This window comes from Deinococcus frigens DSM 12807, from assembly GCF_000701425.1.
In the GTDB taxonomy this organism is placed as follows: domain Bacteria; phylum Deinococcota; class Deinococci; order Deinococcales; family Deinococcaceae; genus Deinococcus; species Deinococcus frigens.
This window is the reverse complement of the sequence record NZ_JNIW01000019.1, coordinates 1-15,825: the sequence shown is the minus strand read 5'-3', so window position 1 is coordinate 15,825 and position 15,825 is coordinate 1. Positions and strand designations below refer to the sequence as shown.

17 protein-coding genes, 1 tRNA gene, 1 other RNA gene and 1 pseudogene are annotated in these 15,825 nt (G+C 63.3%); 9 read left to right on the top strand and 11 right to left on the bottom strand.

Annotated features, from left to right (window positions below; translation table 11 throughout):
• Nucleotides 1–79 precede the first annotated feature (79 nt).
• Nucleotides 80–946 carry an alpha/beta fold hydrolase gene (locus Q322_RS0109180; RefSeq protein ID WP_029477611.1) on the top strand — a complete coding sequence of 289 codons (867 nt, stop codon included), beginning with the start codon at nt 80–82 and terminating at the stop codon, nt 944–946.
• 73 nt (nt 947–1,019) lie between these two features.
• On the opposite strand, the gene Q322_RS0109175 is transcribed toward Q322_RS0109180, so the two are convergent.
• The 3 genes from Q322_RS0109175 to Q322_RS23245 form a co-directional block, all read right to left on the bottom strand.
• Nucleotides 1,020–1,101: transfer RNA gene (locus Q322_RS0109175), tRNA-Leu, on the bottom strand.
• 79 nt (nt 1,102–1,180) lie between these two features.
• Nucleotides 1,181–1,533: a transfer-messenger RNA gene (ssrA, locus tag Q322_RS22385) on the bottom strand.
• Nucleotides 1,534–1,954: 421 nt separating this feature from the next.
• A complete protein-coding gene (locus Q322_RS23245; protein ID WP_156952974.1) occupies nt 1,955–2,239 on the bottom strand; it encodes a hypothetical protein in 285 nt (94 codons plus the stop codon).
• Between the two features lie 228 nt (nt 2,240–2,467).
• Between Q322_RS23245 and Q322_RS0109170 the strand changes: the two genes are divergently transcribed.
• The 3 genes from Q322_RS0109170 to hemW all read left to right on the top strand — a co-directional run bounded on the left by Q322_RS0109170 (nt 2,468) and on the right by hemW (nt 5,069).
• Nucleotides 2,468–3,343, top strand: coding sequence for a sulfurtransferase (locus tag Q322_RS0109170; RefSeq protein WP_029477610.1), 876 nt, complete (start codon nt 2,468–2,470; stop codon nt 3,341–3,343).
• Nucleotides 3,344–3,362: 19 nt separating this feature from the next.
• Nucleotides 3,363–3,857 carry a hypothetical protein gene (locus tag Q322_RS0109165; protein ID WP_029477609.1) on the top strand — a complete coding sequence of 165 codons (495 nt, stop codon included), beginning with the start codon at nt 3,363–3,365 and terminating at the stop codon, nt 3,855–3,857.
• Nucleotides 3,858–3,926: 69 nt separating this feature from the next.
• Entirely contained in the window at nt 3,927–5,069 is a 1,143-nt protein-coding gene (gene hemW / locus Q322_RS0109160; RefSeq protein ID WP_029477608.1) for a radical SAM family heme chaperone HemW, read from the top strand.
• Here the strand turns inward: hemW and Q322_RS23240 are convergent.
• Nucleotides 5,066–5,728 carry a hypothetical protein gene (locus tag Q322_RS23240; protein ID WP_029477607.1) on the bottom strand — a complete coding sequence of 221 codons (663 nt, stop codon included), beginning with the start codon at nt 5,726–5,728 and terminating at the stop codon, nt 5,066–5,068. The genes hemW and Q322_RS23240 overlap by 4 nt on opposite strands.
• A 60-nt stretch (nt 5,729–5,788) precedes the next feature.
• Between Q322_RS23240 and Q322_RS0109150 the strand changes: the two genes are divergently transcribed.
• The 3 genes from Q322_RS0109150 (at nt 5,789) to lpdA (ending at nt 9,445) form a co-directional block, all read left to right on the top strand.
• Entirely contained in the window at nt 5,789–7,048 is a 1,260-nt protein-coding gene (locus Q322_RS0109150; protein ID WP_029477606.1) for a cytochrome P450, read from the top strand.
• A gap of 35 nt (nt 7,049–7,083) precedes the next feature.
• A complete protein-coding gene (locus Q322_RS0109145) occupies nt 7,084–7,932 on the top strand; it encodes a carbon-nitrogen hydrolase family protein (RefSeq protein ID WP_029477605.1) in 849 nt (282 codons plus the stop codon).
• Nucleotides 7,933–8,041: 109 nt separating this feature from the next.
• Entirely contained in the window at nt 8,042–9,445 is a 1,404-nt protein-coding gene (lpdA, locus tag Q322_RS0109140; RefSeq protein WP_029477604.1) for a dihydrolipoyl dehydrogenase, read from the top strand.
• Between the two features lie 131 nt (nt 9,446–9,576).
• Here the strand turns inward: lpdA and Q322_RS23235 are convergent, their stop codons facing one another.
• The 6 genes from Q322_RS23235 to Q322_RS0109115 form a co-directional block, all read right to left on the bottom strand.
• Nucleotides 9,577–10,224: a hypothetical protein gene (locus tag Q322_RS23235; RefSeq protein ID WP_156952973.1), complete on the bottom strand. Its 648-nt coding sequence runs from the start codon at nt 10,222–10,224 to the stop codon at nt 9,577–9,579.
• A gap of 204 nt (nt 10,225–10,428) precedes the next feature.
• A complete protein-coding gene (locus Q322_RS0109135; protein ID WP_245593194.1) occupies nt 10,429–11,505 on the bottom strand; it encodes a M42 family metallopeptidase in 1,077 nt (358 codons plus the stop codon).
• A 4-nt stretch (nt 11,506–11,509) separates the two neighbouring features.
• Nucleotides 11,510–12,181 carry an aminoacyl-tRNA hydrolase gene (pth, locus tag Q322_RS0109130; RefSeq protein WP_051668381.1) on the bottom strand — a complete coding sequence of 224 codons (672 nt, stop codon included), beginning with the start codon at nt 12,179–12,181 and terminating at the stop codon, nt 11,510–11,512.
• On the bottom strand, nt 12,182–12,586 hold the full coding sequence (locus Q322_RS0109125) for a hypothetical protein (RefSeq protein WP_029477600.1): 405 nt from the start codon (nt 12,584–12,586) through the stop codon (nt 12,182–12,184).
• Entirely contained in the window at nt 12,583–13,074 is a 492-nt protein-coding gene (locus Q322_RS0109120) for a nucleotidyltransferase domain-containing protein (protein ID WP_029477599.1), read from the bottom strand. The genes Q322_RS0109125 and Q322_RS0109120 overlap by 4 nt, the downstream gene beginning before the upstream one ends.
• Before the next feature lie 10 nt (nt 13,075–13,084).
• The gene (locus Q322_RS0109115) at nt 13,085–13,603 is read right to left on the bottom strand and encodes a DUF427 domain-containing protein (RefSeq protein ID WP_029477598.1); all 519 of its coding nucleotides are present in this window, start codon (nt 13,601–13,603) and stop codon (nt 13,085–13,087) included.
• A gap of 119 nt (nt 13,604–13,722) precedes the next feature.
• Here Q322_RS0109115 and Q322_RS0109110 point away from each other — a divergent pair, with 119 nt between their 5' ends.
• Together Q322_RS0109110 and Q322_RS0109105 are read left to right on the top strand one after the other, a co-directional pair.
• Complete coding sequence (locus Q322_RS0109110; RefSeq protein WP_051668380.1) at nt 13,723–14,856, top strand: alpha-hydroxy acid oxidase; 1,134 nt, start codon at nt 13,723–13,725, stop codon at nt 14,854–14,856.
• Nucleotides 14,857–15,134: 278 nt separating this feature from the next.
• The gene (locus tag Q322_RS0109105) at nt 15,135–15,743 is read left to right on the top strand and encodes a hypothetical protein (RefSeq protein ID WP_029477595.1); all 609 of its coding nucleotides are present in this window, start codon (nt 15,135–15,137) and stop codon (nt 15,741–15,743) included.
• Here Q322_RS0109105 and Q322_RS23230 read toward each other — a convergent pair.
• Nucleotides 15,740–15,825: pseudogene (locus tag Q322_RS23230) on the bottom strand (IS982 family transposase); the annotation flags it as partial. The gene Q322_RS0109105 and the pseudogene Q322_RS23230 overlap by 4 nt on opposite strands.

The following is a 15,825-nucleotide window of genomic DNA, read 5'->3' as shown; positions in this document are numbered from 1 at the left end:
AAAGAGAAGGATTCAGACCGACTTCTTCTGTAGCAGAATCTCAATGCTAAAATAGCCCCACACCGAAGGAGACTTACCCATGACCGAGACCGATCTGACCCTCAAAGATGGCCGTACCCTCCACATCTACGACACGGGCGAGGAGGGATTGACCCACCCGCTAACGGTGTTCTGGCACCACGGCACGCCGAATATCGGTGCGCCGCCCCTGCCGCTGTTTGAGGTGGCGAGAAGGCTGAATATCCGCTGGGTGTCGAATGACCGCCCCGGCTACGGCGGCTCCTCTCCGCTGCCGGGCCGGGATGTGGCCGCAGCGGCGAGTGACGTGGAACAGATCGCCGACGCGCTGGGCATACGGGAATTTGCAGTCATGGGACATTCGGGCGGAGGGCCGCACGCCCTGGCCTGTGCCGCGCTGCTGCCAGAGCGGGTGCTGGGCGTGGTCAGCGGGGCGGGACTGGCTCCGTACGGGGCGGAGGGATTGGACTATTTCGGCGGCATGAATCCTTCGGGCGCGGCGTCGTTGCGGGCGGCTGCCGAGGGACGCACCGCAAAAGAGGCTTACGAGGCGACAGACCCCGAATTTGACCCCGCAACCTTCACGCCCGCCGATTACGCCGCCCTCTCCGGCCCGTGGAAGTGGCTCAGCAGCGTGGTGGGACCGGCGATGGCCCACGGCCCCGGCGGAATGATCGCCGATGATCTGGCGTATGTCGCGCCGTGGGGCTTTCAACCGTCGCAAATTAACGCGCCCATTCTGTTGTTACACGGCATGCAGGACCGCGTGGTTCCCAGCCCGCACAGCGAATGGCTGCTGGCCCATTGCCCCACAGCAGAGTTATGGCGCTGCCCGGAGGACGGCCATATCTCGGTCCTCAACTCTGGCGAGGCGGCGCTGGAATGGCTGCGGACGCGGGTGGATGGGGAAAGAGCAACAACGCGTTGAGTGGCAGGCGGCGATATCAGACGGGCGCGGCAGCCATAAGAAAACCCCGCGTCAAGCGAGGTCCGTCTTTATCTGGTGCCGAGAGCGGGACTTGAACCCGCACGGTTTCCCGTTCGATTTTAAGTCGAATGCGTCTACCCTTCCGCCATCCCGGCCCACGCCTATGCTGGCGCATTCAATATAGAGAAAAACCCCACCGGGGTGACGGGGTCATTTCTGTGGTGCTGCTCAGTGTGGTGGAGGTGGGCGGAGTCGAACCGCCGTCCAAAAGTCCGTCCAGCGTGCGTCTACGTGTGTATCCCACTGTTTGATTGTCGGGTCAGGGGCCACCAGTGGGCGGGTTTCCCCTTTCCTTATTTCTGTTTAGTTTCGCCCTGGACTACAGAACATCGCCCGGACTAGCCTTCTTTTGTTTCAGCTCGCGCGACGCCAAAGGCGGGGCTTCGCGGTCACTGGCTTCACTTATGCAGCGAAAGCAAATTCGTTCTGGTTGCCAGTTAATGGCTTTTCCGTTTTTTAACGAGGCCAACGGAATCCTCGACACGCAACAGCGCCTTCAGTTCCCCTGTCGAAACCGGGTCACCCCCAGATGTTGATCGGCTTTCACCGATAGCGGCAGTCTAGCAGCCGTCGGCGAAAAGCACATAGACCATTTCCACTATTTGCGCCGCCCGGCAGTCTTTCTCCTGCCTTGAGACCTGGCCCTATCCTCTACTACCTGCCAGCCGTCACGCGTGATGCGGTCAGTGACGGCCTGGCCCCCTGATCGAGTTCCGAAGTCTCTGGCACGGGCGGGGGCGGCGCGGCGCGGCGAACACCCGTTCGGATGCTTGCGAGGAGGCCAGGAAAAGAGGCGGCAGCATCAGTAGCCCGACTACTGGACGAACGTCTGGAGACTTCAATTTAATCGGCGGATTGCTCAGCATGGCGGCGGTCAATGACATGCAGCCGCCGTCACTGCGCTTGGCTCGGCAATGGCGGGCTGCATAGCGTCAATACCGTGCGGGTTCACCCGGTAAAAGGCTCCCAGCGACAGCCGCGCGGACCCTGAGCGGGACGCCCTGTCTTCCAGATCAGGCCAGGCGGTCTTCGGCGAGGGCCAACGCGTGGAGCATATAGGGACTGACTGGCGCGCGTCCCCGGCCCCAGCGCCGTGTTCATCACCTCCGGCGGCGGCAGTGGCAAACCTGGGCGGTATTCCAGATCGCGCCCACCGATCACGTCGGACCTGACCCGCAGATCAAAATTCTGCCCACCCGCCATGATGTCGCCCGCCTCCACGGTATTCGGCATGGTTGCTGTCCTCCCCTGCCCCACCGCCTGGCGGGCTGGGCGCGCAAGAGCCTTTATGCACTGGCGTCCGCCACCGAAATTTGAAAACGCTGTCCAGGACGGTATTCTCAGATGCAGTGAATGGATTTGACATACTCTGCATTCCACGGTAGAGTTGACCTATCACCGTCCGCGAAGGGCGGATTTTTCGTTTTGACCTCTTTTGAGAGGACAGTGTAGCCTGCCCCCATGACCAATCTTTCCTCTCCATTGAAGTCCGCCGAGTGGCTGGTAGATCATCTGCATGACGCCAACGTGCGCGTGCTGGACTGCCGCTACGCCCTGAGCGATCCGCTGGTGGGCCGCATCGCCTACCTGGAAAGCCACGTTCCGGGGGCCATCTACGCCGATCTGGAAACCGATTTGAGCGGCCCCGTGCGCGAGGACGGCGCGGGCGGGCGTCACCCGCTGCCCGATCCGGCGGCGCTGGCGGGGTGGCTGGGAGGCGCAGGCATCGGCCAGAGCAGCGTGGTGGTGGCCTACGACGATCCCGGCACCGGACAGGGCTTTTACGCCGCCCGCGCGTGGTGGCTGCTGCGCTGGCTGGGCCACACGCAGGTCTGCGTGCTGGACGGCGGCTGGCCCGCATATCTGGCGGCAGGTGGCGTGGTGGACGCGGCGGAAGCAGCCCACGCGCCCGTCACCTTTACGCCGGACGTGCAGCCCGGCCTGGTGGCAGCTGCGCAAGATGTAGAGAACCGCAGCCCCGAAATCCTGCTGATTGACTCGCGCGCCCCTGCCCGCTACCGGGGCGAGACCGAGCCGATAGACGCGAAGGCCGGGCATATTCCGGGGGCCGTCAACCGCGACTGGAGCGGCGCTCTGGACGGCGCAGGTCGCTGGCGCGACGGCGAGTTGCAGGCCGCGCGGCTGGACGCAGGAAATGCCTCCACCATCACCTACTGTGGAAGCGGCGTCAGCGCTGCGCCCAACCTGCTGGCGCGCGAGCTGGCGGGCGTCCCGCTGGGGCCTGCAAATCGCCTGTACGCCGGATCGTGGAGCGACTGGATCAGCGACGACGCGCGGGCGGTGGCGCTGGGCGAGGAAGGAGAAGGCAGCGAATAATCCGCCTATTCTGAACCCCATGCAGCACACCCGCACCTGGACCGACATTTACGGCAGCGCCCACGCCAGTTTTGAGGGCCGCGCCGGGGGCCACCCGTGGCTGGTGGCCGCGCCGCCCGAACTGGCCGCAGACCTGCCTGCCGCGCTAAACGCCGTGGACGGCAAGGGAACCGTGGAATTGATCGTCCACGACGGCCTGACCCCATTGCTGGCCGCCGTGCGCGAAGTCCGTCCGCGCGGGGTGCTGGTCATCGGAAAGCAGGTGCTGGCTGCCGGGCCGGAAGTAACGGTGGCTGAATCCCTGATCTCCGACGCTGGTGGCGTGGAATACGCCGAGGGCGGCACCTTCCCGGCCTGGGCCGCCCCCACCGCACTGAAGACCGGCAAACGCAAGGGCCAGAGCGCGTCAGCTTCAGCAGTCACCTGGCTGGACGTGCCGGTGATCGTGACCACGGCGGGGGCACTTCAGAAAGCGCTGGAAGGGTGGATGGACGTTACGCCGCACGGGCGGTGAGCCAAGCCTCACGGTGCCGGACCCACGCCCACGCATAGACTCCATTCAGTGAGTCTTCTCGTCCCTGCCATGCCCGTCTTGAATGCACCTGTCCTTGACCAGACGGTGCGTCACCTCTATGTTCACGTTCCCTTTTGCCCCAGCATCTGCCCGTACTGCGATTTCCATGTGCTGACGCGCAAGAGCGGACAGGTGGAGGCGTATCTGGAACGGCTGGAGCGGGAGGCGGCGTGGCTGGCCTCGCAATACACGGTTGAGCTGGACACCGTGTATCTGGGCGGCGGCACCCCCAGCTTTCTGCGAGACGCCGAGTTAGAAGCGCTGGTGGGCAGCATTCGCCGTCACCTGGGCTGGGGCGCGGGGGAAAACACGCTGGAGATCAACCCCGGCACGGTCAGTCCGGCGCGGGCGGCGCTGTGGAAGTCGCTAGGTTTTGACCGCGCCAGCGTGGGCGTGCAGAGTCTGGACGACGCCACGCTGAAGTTTCTGGGCCGCCAGCACGACGCGGCTGGGGCGCGGGAAGCGGTCAGCACCCTGATCGGCGCGGGCTTCCGGGTGTCCGGCGATCTGATCACCGCCGTGCCGGGGCAGCCGCTGGAGGGCGATATCCACGGTCTGGTGGGGCTGGGCGTGGACCACATCAGCGCCTACACCCTGACCATCGAACCCGGCACCGAGTTCGCCCGGCGCGGCGTGACCGTGCAGGAGGACGACGAGCGCGCGGGCTTCGAGCGCACCGAGCAACTGCTGACCGCCCACGGCTTCGCCCGCTACGAAATCAGCAACTACGCGCGGCCCGGTCAGGAATCGCGCCACAACCTGGCGTACTGGAACAACCGCACGTACCTGGGCCTGGGGCCGGGTGCGGCGGGCCATTACCCAGCAGCGTCAGTCAGTGAGGCAGCATTGACTTCGAGACGAACCAATCCCCACCTGCACACCTGGCTGACGGGCGAACCCGGCGAGGCGGAGGCCATCGACGCCGAGGAGTACGTCACCGACGCGCTATTCATGGGGCTGCGGCTGCGGACAGGCGTCGATCTGGCTGACGTGTCACAGCGCAGTGGGCTGGACGTGCGGGCGCGTCACGCCGGGGCCATCGCCACCAACGTGGAGCGCGGCTGGCTGGAATTGGACGGAACATGGTTGCGGGCCACACCTGCGGGCTGGTGGGTCCTCAACCGCGTGGTAACCGACTTTTTAGAGGCTTAGCCTCCCGTATCGTCCCCCGGCACATCGGGCGTCAGACCAAGACGCAGCAGGTAGCGCTCGGGGCCGTGCAGGGCGGCGTAGCGGGCGTGCAGCTCGCTCAGCTCGCGCTGGAGGGCTTTTGCGTCCGCTGGGTCCAGATGCAGCGTTCCCCAGTTCAGCAGCAGGGCCGGGCGATCCGGGCGCAGCAGGTCCGCATATTGGAAGGCCCCGGCGGTGGGCGTCACGTCGAAGGACACCTCTCCCCCATCCAGAAAGACGCGCAGGCCGATGTCGCGCTCATCGCTGACCAGAGGTGTGGCGGCCTGCACCACGGCATGCAGAAAGCGGGCCGTGAAATCCTGTTCGTACACGCCGACGAGTTCCTCCAGGGAACCCAGCGGCGTGGCGTGGTACGGCACCAGATACGCCTGCGAACTGGCCCGGTAATGCCGGATCGGGCGGCCCCGGCGTGCTTCCTGCCGGGTTTCGCGCGCCAGCCCCAGCCGCAGCAGACGGCGGACGCGGTGATGCGTGGCGTTCAGCGGCAGGTGCAGGGACGCGGCCAGCGGCGCAATGGCCCATTCTCCTCCCATCAATGCGCCCAGCACAGGCAAATCACGGCCAGACAGGAAGACCTTCACGGCGTCCGGGTTGGTGACCTGCTGCCAGGATTGGGGCATGGGACAGCCTACTCGACAGGGCAGCTTGAGCGTCAAGTAGAGAACGGTGCAGGCTAGAGCATGACCTCTTCCCAGCCCAGCATTTCCGAGCCCATGAACGAGGCCCGCGCCGCTGCTATCGGCAGTGCCATCAACGCGCTGTGGGAACCGCAGGCGCTGGCGAATCCCTATCCCGCCTACGAGCGGGTGCGGGCGCTGAGCGAGAACGGCGTGCTGGAAGCGCAGTTCCCCGACTGGCGTGCGCTCTTCCTGACCGGACACGCGGCCTGTTCGGCAGTGCTGCGTTCGCCCCATGCCATCAGCGGCAACGGTATTCAGGGCATGAACGGCGAGGCGTCTGAAGGTGTGCGCCTGCTGCAATCCATGATGCTGTTCCACAATGGCCTGTCGCACCAGCGGCTGCGCGGGCTGGTCAGCGCGGCCTTTACCCCCAGAGTCGTCGAGGAGCAGCGCGAACTGGTGCGCTCACTGCTGGATAGCCTGCTGGACGGCATGGCCGCGCGAGGCGGGGGCGATATCGTGGCCGATTTATCCAACCCACTGCCCGCCCGCGTGATCATGGGCATGCTGGGCCTGAGCGGCGACGACGAGGCCCGTTTCGTGGGCTGGACGCAGAGCGTGGCCGATCTGCTGGGGGGCATGAACCAGTCTCCCGAACTGATGGCCCGCATCGACGCCGACGCCCGCGAGATGCGTGCCTTCTTCCAGGATCTGGCCGATGAACTGCGTGCCCACCCGCAGCCGGGCCTGCTGAGTGCCATGAGCGCCGCCCAGGACGGGGGCGAATGCCTGAGCGGCGACGAGCTGCTGTCGAACGCGGTGCTGCTGCTGGCCGCCGGGCACGAAACCACCAGCAACCTGATTCCCGGCGGCCTGCTGGAACTGTCGCGCCAGCCGGACGCCTGGGCTGCCCTGGTGGAAAACCCCCACCGCCCCAACGTGGCCGACGAACTGCTGCGTGTGGTTTCCCCGGTGCAGTTCGATGGCCGCACGCTGAGCGCGGACGTGAGCGTGGGCGAGAGAAGGCTGCCCGGCGGCAACCTCGCCCAACTGGTGCTGGGGGCCGCCAACCGTGACCCGCAGGTGTTTGCCGATCCTGACCGCATCGACTGGGAACGCCCAAACAGCAACCGCCATCTGGCCTTCGCCGCCGGGCCGCACTACTGCCTGGGGGCCAGCCTGGCGCGGCTGGAAATCACCGAGACTTTCGCGGCCATCGCCACTCGTTTCCCCAGGCTGCGGGTCACGGAGACCAATCCACCTTTCAAGCCCAACCCGGTACTGCGCGGCGTTCAACGCTTGGATGTGGCGGTGGATTGATCTAGCAGCTTCCCCAAACTGGCTAGACTCGCCGCGTGACCGCTCTACCTTCCCCAAGTCCGTTCCGTATCGCTGCCGCCCAACTGCCCATCACGGGGAATGCCCGCCAGAACGGGGAAAGTGTGCGGGCGGCCATGCGTGAGGCGGCGGCACAGGGCGCGCGACTGATTCACTTTCCCGAAGGAATGCTCTCCGGCTACGCCAAGAATCCCATTCAGGACTGGGCCGAGGTGGATTTCTCTGTCGTGCGGGCCGAACTGGAAGCGGTGATGGCGCTGGCGGCAGAGCTGCGGCTGTGGGTGGTGCTGGGTTCGGCCCATCCGCTGACCCCGCCCCGCTGGCCGCACAACAGCCTGTACGTCATTTCTGACGGCGGCGAGCTGGTGACGCGTTACGACAAGCGCATTCCCTCCCACACCGAGGTCGCACACTTTTACACGCCTGGCACGGCGGCCATTACTTTTGAGGTGGACGGCTTCCGCTTCGGCTGCGCCATCTGTGTGGAGATCAACTTCCCGGCGCTGTTCATCGAATACGGGCGGCTGGGCGTCGATTGTGTACTGCTCTCGGCTTATCCGGTGGACACCATCTTCGTGATCAAGGCGCGGGCCTACGCCGCTATTCACAACTTCTGGGTCAGCCTGTCCACGCCCACCGAAACAGATCACCTGATGAGGTCTGGACTGATCGGCCCGCATGGAGAATGTCTGGGGCAGGTCAGCGCCGCGCGGGGCGTGACGGTCAATACGCTAGATCGGGATGCACCGGAACTGGACATCGCACTCCGGTACGCGCGGCCCTGGCGGGCCAGTATCGACACCGATCTCAGGTACAACGCTCAGATTCTGGATGACCCGCGCAGCACGAACCGAACGACGCTGTAGTCGCACAAACGGCCCCGCCTCAACCCACCATTCCGTCTTGTCAATCGTGCGCGTCCAGCTATCCCAGCAGGTTACTGACGCCCACCCAAACGGGCGTTAGACTGCCCGCATGACCAAGCCAATGGATTTTGACGTACTGGTAATCGGCGCTGGCCCCGGCGGCTACCACGCCGCCATCCGCGCCGCGCAACTGGGCCTGAACGTCGCCTGTGTCGAGCGCGATTCCCTGGGCGGCGTGTGCCTGAACGTGGGCTGCATTCCCACCAAGGCCATGCTCCACGCGGGTGAGCAGATCGCCGCCGCCCGCCACGCCGCCGACTTCGGCCTGACCTTCGGCGAGCAGAAGATGGACATCGCCAAGCTCAACGGCTGGAAAGACGGCATCGTCAAGAAGCTGACCGGCGGCGTGGGCGCGCTGTTCAAGGCCAACAAGGTCACGCACCTGATCGGCGAGGCCAGCTTCGTGGACCCCCACACCGTCAAGGTGGGCGACAAGACCTACACCGCCTCCAACTTCATCATTGCCACCGGCTCCGAACCCGCCAAGCTGCCGGGGTTAGAGGTGGATCAGGACGTGATCGTGGACAGCACCGGCGCGCTGGTCATGCCTGACCCCGTTCCCGCGCGGATGCTGTGCGTGGGCGGCGGCGTGATCGGCTTCGAGTTCTCGCACATCTACAACAACATGGGCAGCGAGGTCAAAGTCATCGAGTTCCTTCCCAACATCATCCCCGGTGCCGACGCCGACGCGGTCAAGGAATTCGGCAAGATCATGAAAAAGCAGGGCATCAACATTGCCACCGAGACCAAGGCGAACAAGGCCGAGAAAAAGGGCGACGGCGTGCATGTGGAGCTGGAAAACGTCAAGACCGGCGAGAAGACAGTTGAGGTCTTTGACCGCGTGCTGGTGGCCGTGGGCCGTCGCCCGCGCACCGATGGCCTGAACGCGGCGGCGGCGGGCGTGAACGTCACCGAGCGCGGCTTCATCCCCGCCGACACCCGCCAGCACAGCAACGTGCCGCACATCTACAGTATCGGCGACGTGGCCGGAAACCCCATGCTGGCGCACAAGGCCATGAAAGAGGGTCTGGTGGCCGCCGAGGTGATTGCAGGCAAACCCGCTGAGCAGGACGCCGTGGCGATTCCCGGCGTGGTCTACACCAGCCCCGAACTGGCCTGGGTGGGACTGACCGAGGCCGAAGCCAGGGAAAAGGGCTACGAGGTCAGGACCGGCATCTTCCCCCTCAGCGCCTCTGGCCGCGCCATGACCCTGCAAGCCACCGACGGCTTCGTGAAAATGGTGGTGGAAAAGGACACCGACCTGCTGCTGGGCGTGCATATCGTGGGTCCGCACGCCTCCGACCTGCTAGGCGAGGCGGGCCTGGCGCTGGAAATGGCCGCCACCGCCAGCGACATCGCCCTGACCATTCACGCCCACCCCACCCTGGGCGAGGCCGTGCTGGAAGCGGCGGAAGCCGTGCATAAGCAGGCCATTCACATCATGAATAAGTAGGAAAAAATGAATGGCATATTCTGAAATTAAGATATGCCATTCATTTTCTAAATTTATCTTTAGCAACTCCATACTTCATGATGGATAAAACTGTCAATCACAAAATATGTTAGATCATAGTAGCCTCTAAATTAGAATTGGCTGACGACTATTTTCACCGCATGGTAGAGTTCATGCAACCTTTCCAAGATTTCAGGAGATAGTTCGTTTAATTTGCTGCTAATTGCATCGGAAGCAGCGGAAGAAACAATGCCGGATATATAACCAAAAAAAGCGAGGAGCATTCCTTTGTGAGGAGTAGGACTCATCAACTCAGCCTTAGCGGATTCAAGAGTTTGTTGAAAAAGCTTAACCTCTACATCTCGGCTGCCCCTTACAAATGATATTATGAAATCTATTTCGTGAATACTTTTGTAGACCTCTCTACTCACAGTTACAGCGCCATCCAATAATGTCGAATCACTATTGTCAATCTCATAACCAATATCATGACCAATCGATGTAGTATTTTTCAAAGTAGTATCGAAACTATCTTTAACGACAAATCCCTTAGATAGTTTTTCACTTTCCATATCAGACTCCAGAATTTTAGAAATATAATCCGTAGCTTGATCAAGATTCCTGGGGTTTCGGGTCCCAATTGATTCCGTCTTGTCAACTCTTGTATGACGGCAATTAATAAATTCAAAACCAGTGTTAAACCCTGTAGCTCTGCACCCTATTATTGAGGTATTTAAGCAGTTGTTTATAACAAATGCTTTGGAATTATTTCTGCTCATCGCACCACCTTAAACTTTGACAAAACCGAATCACCAAGTTCATTCAAGAAAACTAACTTGCCAGAATATTGCTTCGGGAGCGCAGGCGAATGCGCTTGGGTATATTCAAAGCAGTAGACACAGCTATCTATGATCGCTCATTGTATATTAGAATACGCAGGCTCATAAAACTCTATATAAACTCACAATGCGTTGTGCCTGCCCTCACTCCAGATACGCCACCAGCAAATCCACCCCGGACCGCAAATCGTCCACATGCACGGACTCCACGACGCTATGGATGTAGCGGGTGGGCAGGCTAAGAGTGAGCGTCGGCACGCCCGCGCGGCTGCGCTGGATGGCCGCGCCGTCGGTGCCGCCCGCCGCCAGCACTTCCATCTGCGCGTGGATGCCCCGGCTCTCGGCCAGATCGTAGAACTCGTCCACCAGGCTGCGGGTGGAGATCATGCTGGAATCGAAGACCTTGATGCCGATGCCCTCGCCCATGCGCGTGACGGCCTCGTCGGGGCTGACGCCGGGGGTGTCCACCGCCAATGTCACGTCCAGGCCGATGCCGACGGTGGGTTCCACGCCATAAGCGGCTGTTATCGCCCCACGCAAACCCACTTCTTCCTGCACGCTGAAAACGGCGATCAGGTCATGCTTCGGCGGCGTCTTGCGGAAGTGGCGCAGGACTTCCAGCAGCATGAATACCGAGGCACGGTCATCCATCGCCTTGCCGCAGACCAGCGAGCCGACGCGGCGGGCTGTGTGGTCCAGCGTGACCATGTCGCCCACGCGCACGCGGCGTTTGACTTCCTCGGCGTCCAGTCCCAGATCAATGAAGAACTCCTTGACCTCGGGAATCTTCTTGCGCTCCTCGGCGGACGAGATGTGAATGGGCTTGCCACCCGGCGTCATGATGCCGGGCAGCGCCCCGCCCCGCGCATGCACGGTCACGTCCCTCGCGAACAGGTTGCGGGTGTCGAAGCCGCCCAGCGCCTGCACCCGCAGAAAACCGCGCTCGTCGATGAAGCGCACCAGAAAGCCAATCTCGTCCATGTGGGCGCTGACCATCACGCGCTCGCGCTTGGCTTTCTTGCCGCCGCTACCGCTGCGGGTGGCGATCACGTTGCCCAGCGCGTCCACGCGCACGTCGTCGGTTAGCCCATCCAGCTCGACCAGCACGAAGTCGCGCACGGCGTCCTCCTGGCCGGGAACGCCGGGGAGGTTGGACAGGTGCATCAATACATCTAATCTTAAATCCGCTTCGGGAGCGGGAGCCATCTTGGATTTTGCCATTTGCTCAGGGTACGCCTTGCACGGGCTTGGGCGGCTCAACCTCCGCCTCATCTTTTTCAGGAGCTGCGGGTTTGGGAACGGGCGGGGCCGGAGGTTTGGGGCGAAGATCCGTGCCGTTGAATTGCCCCTGCGCTTCGGCCAGCCCCTGTGCCGCCCAGGCTTCCACCGCATTCGCGCCCAGACGCACCAGTTCGGCCAGCGTCGCGGCCTCGTCCGGATGCCATTTGCTCAGCACCCAGTCTGCCGGATCACGGCCAGCAGGGGGGCGTGAAATTCCAATTTTGAGTCGTGCGAACGCCTCCGAACCCAGCAGGCGGATCATGTCGCGCACGCCGTTCTGTCCACCATGCCGCCCATCCAGCCGAAACTTCAGGAGGCCGAATGGACTGTCCAGATCGTCCTGAACGGCCAGCAAGTCGCCCAGCTCTAGCTTGTAGAAGGCGAACAGCGGCAGCACCGCCTTGCCCGATGCATTCATGAACGTCTGCGGCTTGACCAGCAGCACCTTTTCGCCGGGAGCGGGACCGAGGCGGACCTCGCAGACCTCCGCATTTTTCTCCTTTAGCCAGCTTGCCCCGGCGCGGCGGGCCACCTCGTCCACCACCAGCCAGCCGACGTTGTGGCGGGTCTGGGCATATTTCAAGCCGGGATTTCCGAGTCCTACCACCAACTTCATTCAGGCTTCCAGGCTGTTCAGGACCTCACGCCATTCGGTTTCCGTCTCGCACACGCGGTTGTCACTCTTCGCGCGGGTATATCCAGCGCGGAAGTCGGCAAAGCGGGTGTCACTGTCCGAGAACAGCAGGCCCAGAGCGCCGCGCACGTCGGTCAGGTTCTGCTCGGTCAGCGTTTTGTCCTTGGCGTCCAGCACCTCGTCCAGCGTCGCCATCAGGCCCGACAGCGGGCGCAGCCACTGAAAATCCGGGTTGTTCATGACCAGCGAGTACAGCTCAAAAGGACTGCCCACCGGGCCGTGCAGGAACTCGTATTCGCCCCTGGCGAAGTCCAGCAGCGCCGAGTGAAAATGGCGCAGCGCCGGGACCAGGGCATTGAGGCGGGTGCGGATCGGAGCGTCGGTCATGGGGCCAGGGTAGCAAGGGCGGACAGGTCCAGGCAGTCTTTGTCCCTCATTTCTGCGCCGTAGAACGCGGCCACGATCCCCTTCATGGCGCGGTGGCTGGCAGGCGTCAGGGTGAGGATGGCCAGGTCATCAAGGTCGGCGTCAAAGGGGGCCAGGAAGTCGGCGGGCCACGCGATTTCGTCCAGCCTGCCGACAGTTCGGGGCGGGTTAAGTTCGTCGTGGATGGGAACGAGGTCCACCAGCAGGCCATCCCGATAGAAAAAGACATTGCCTTCTTCCAGGGAGCCGTGGACCTTGAAGAAGCCAATACCGCGCAAAACATCGGTGGCCCGCACTCCATCGGCCTCACGCACCAGAAAATCAATGTCATCATGTTCGCGCACGTTGCCGCCACACAGCAGCTCTACCGCCTGCCCGCCAATCAGCCAGACTTTGACGCCCGCCTCAGCAAAGGCGCGGCACAGGGAAAGAATCTGGGGGTGCAGCACTGGCCCGAATCTACCAGCCCATCGTCCCCGCCGCGCCCTTGAACGGTCCGGCCACATCTGAAGTGATCCAGCCGCCGTAGAAGGTGCCCGGCTGCGGAATGACGATTTCGCCGTCCACCCGGCACTCGTCCATCTGGCCCGGGTAGAGGGCGATATATCCGGCGATGTCCCGGAAAGCAGGCGTTGGAGATTCATAGCTCCAGCCTGCCGCCTGCGCCGCCTTGCCCCCCGCCGACAGCGTCCAGTACGTCGCCGCACCCTTGAATTCGCACATGCTGCTGCCCTGGGCGCGGCTCAATACGCCCGGCGAAAAGGCTTCGGGGGGCAGGTAGTAGCCGGGCGGGTGGCTGGTTTCCAAAACACGGTAGGCGGCGGTGGTGTCGGCAATCTTCTCGCCGCCCAGCCAGATTTCAATGCGCCTGTGCGTGCGCTCCAGCCGGGGCGGGCGCGGGTAGTCCCAGACACTCTCCTGGAGAACACCGTCCGGTCCGGCGCGGGGCTTTTCGGGTTTTGGACGGGAACGGAACATGGGGTCAGCATGGCGCGAATGGATACGACGGGCTGTCAGAGGAGTTACGGAGGAAGGAGAGCCGCGCGCTTTGTCCTGCCCCACACACGCCCGCCTGACCGCACTTGCTACCCTGTCTCATGAACACGACTGCATCCACCGAGGTCCATCTGGAAGCACTCCAGCAGGCCGTCAATCTGGCCGAGATCGAGACGCTGGGCCGCGCCCGGCTGGACCAGAACGCACTCGATTACTACGTCAGCGGTGCGAACGACGGCCACACCCTGCGCGCCAACCGCGAGGACTTCGCGCGCATTCGCCTGCGCCCGCGCATGCTGGTGGACGTCTCCAGGGTGGACACCTCTACCAGCGTGCTGGGCCTGCCGCTGGGCTTCCCGGTGGGCGTCGCCCCCAGCGCCTTTCATGGGCTGGCGCACCCGGACGCCGAACTGGCCACCGCGCGGGCCGCCGCCGGGCTGGGTAGCGTGATGACCCTCAGCACCTTTTCCAACACGCCGATTGCCGATGTGGGGCAGGCCGCCGCCGGGCGGTTCTGGTTTCAACTGTATCTGCTGGGTGACCGCGAACTGAGCCGCGAGATCATCGCGCGGGCCGGGGACAGCGGGGCACGCGCGCTGGTCTTTACCGTGGACGCACCGTACCTGGGCCGCCGCGAGGCCAACGAGCGCCACCGCTTTGCCCTGCCCCCGCACCTGAGCGCCCCCAACGTCGCCTCCCGTGAGACGCTGGCCGGGGTGGAAACCGACACCGGCTCGCAACTGACCAATTACTTTCAAAATCTGGTGGACAAGTCCTTTACCTGGAACGACCTGGACTGGCTGCGCGCCCAGACGGAGCTGCCCATCATCTTAAAGGGCATTCTGACCGCCGAGGACGCCGAACTGGCCGTGCAGCACGGTTGCCACGTGTGGGTCAGCAACCACGGGGGGCGGCAACTGGACACGGCCATCAGCGCCATCGGCGCGTTGCCCGAGATTGCCGACGCGGTGGCGGGCCGCGCCGAGATCTACCTGGACGGCGGCATCTCGCGCGGTACGGACGTGATCAAGGCCGTGGCCTTGGGCGCACGGGCGGTGTTTCTGGGCCGCCCCGCGCTGTGGGGCCTGGCTGCTGGGGGCGAGGACGGCGTGCGCCGCGTGCTGGAGCTGCTGCGCGAGGAAGTGCGGCTGGCCCTGGCCCTGAGCGGCAAGCAGAATCTGGGGCAGGTGGGGCCAGACCTGCTGAGAATGGAGACCAGCCCCCTGCACCCCTGACACAGCACCGTGGAGCCTGCCGCAGTAGTTCCGGCTGCGGCAGTCCTTGCATGCCGGAGCCACCGACGCCAGCCCGCACGGCAGAGCCGCAGGTGCTGCCGCTGGGCCGTGCCCAGCGGCGGCACCTGCAAAAGCTTAACCAACATTCATGCTCGCGCTGAATTGAAAAGTGACCTTTTTTTTCATCATCCCGGACGGCGAGGATGACGGCCTACCCCCTTCGCCCCTCTCCCAGACGCGTACTTTTGTCTGACGAACTGCTCCAGAGGAGTCTCCTGATGAAATACCGCCTGCCTGCCCTGTTGTTGCTCAGCGCCACACTTCTGTCCGCCTGTGGGGGTGGCCCTGACACGCCACCGGTTAAGAACCCTCCGCCCGAGGACACCACCCCCGTCAAGCCACCGCCTGTCAAACCGCTGCCAGGCAATACGGCGAATACAGCCAGCTTCACGTTCAAGGCGTCAGGATCACCCACTGCCAGTCTGGCTCCCCTGACGGGTGCGAACGGCGCGGTGGGCGGAACATTTGAAAATCCCGACAGCACTGGAGTCAGCGGCGGCCTGGCCGTCGTCTACGAAACGTACGCGTCTGGCCGCGTTTCGGATCGTACGCTGGGCTTTTTCTTCCGCAACAAGACGGGCACCTTCAAGGTCGGTGACCGCCTTCCGCTTTACAACACGGCAAAGTTTTTCCTGGCCGACACACCGCCCGATGGTGCGACTGTAATTTACGGCGAGACATATCGAAGCGGAGATCGACAGTCAACCGACTGGACCAGTATTAGCGGCGTCCTTGTCATTAACGCCATCAGCCCGACAGCCATCAAATTTACGCTTGAAAACGCTGTGATGAGCGAGGACATATTCAAGGAAAATAACCCCGTTTAGGGCTTGGTGAGATTGTGGGCAATGACGGCCAGGACGACGCGCAACCGCAATGAGGCCAGCGTTTTGGTCTGAACAGACCGAA

Bases quoted from the DNA above. Each gene is read 5' to 3' on its own strand.
- Q322_RS0109180 (WP_029477611.1), top strand. From the start codon at position 80: ATGACCGAGACCGATCTGACCCTCAAAGATGGCCGTACCCTCCACATC.
- Q322_RS23245 (WP_156952974.1), bottom strand. From the start codon at position 2,239: ATGCCGAATACCGTGGAGGCGGGCGACATCATGGCGGGTGGGCAGAAT.
- Q322_RS0109170 (WP_029477610.1), top strand. From the start codon at position 2,468: ATGACCAATCTTTCCTCTCCATTGAAGTCCGCCGAGTGGCTGGTAGAT.
- Q322_RS0109165 (WP_029477609.1), top strand. From the start codon at position 3,363: ATGCAGCACACCCGCACCTGGACCGACATTTACGGCAGCGCCCACGCC.
- hemW (WP_029477608.1), top strand. From the start codon at position 3,927: ATGCCCGTCTTGAATGCACCTGTCCTTGACCAGACGGTGCGTCACCTC.
- Q322_RS23240 (WP_029477607.1), bottom strand. From the start codon at position 5,728: ATGCCCCAATCCTGGCAGCAGGTCACCAACCCGGACGCCGTGAAGGTC.
- Q322_RS0109150 (WP_029477606.1), top strand. From the start codon at position 5,789: ATGACCTCTTCCCAGCCCAGCATTTCCGAGCCCATGAACGAGGCCCGC.
- lpdA (WP_029477604.1), top strand. From the start codon at position 8,042: ATGACCAAGCCAATGGATTTTGACGTACTGGTAATCGGCGCTGGCCCC.
- Q322_RS23235 (WP_156952973.1), bottom strand. From the start codon at position 10,224: ATGAGCAGAAATAATTCCAAAGCATTTGTTATAAACAACTGCTTAAAT.
- Q322_RS0109135 (WP_245593194.1), bottom strand. From the start codon at position 11,505: ATGGCAAAATCCAAGATGGCTCCCGCTCCCGAAGCGGATTTAAGATTA.
- pth (WP_051668381.1), bottom strand. From the start codon at position 12,181: ATGAAGTTGGTGGTAGGACTCGGAAATCCCGGCTTGAAATATGCCCAG.
- Q322_RS0109125 (WP_029477600.1), bottom strand. From the start codon at position 12,586: ATGACCGACGCTCCGATCCGCACCCGCCTCAATGCCCTGGTCCCGGCG.
- Q322_RS0109115 (WP_029477598.1), bottom strand. From the start codon at position 13,603: ATGTTCCGTTCCCGTCCAAAACCCGAAAAGCCCCGCGCCGGACCGGAC.
- Q322_RS0109110 (WP_051668380.1), top strand. From the start codon at position 13,723: ATGAACACGACTGCATCCACCGAGGTCCATCTGGAAGCACTCCAGCAG.
- Q322_RS0109105 (WP_029477595.1), top strand. From the start codon at position 15,135: ATGAAATACCGCCTGCCTGCCCTGTTGTTGCTCAGCGCCACACTTCTG.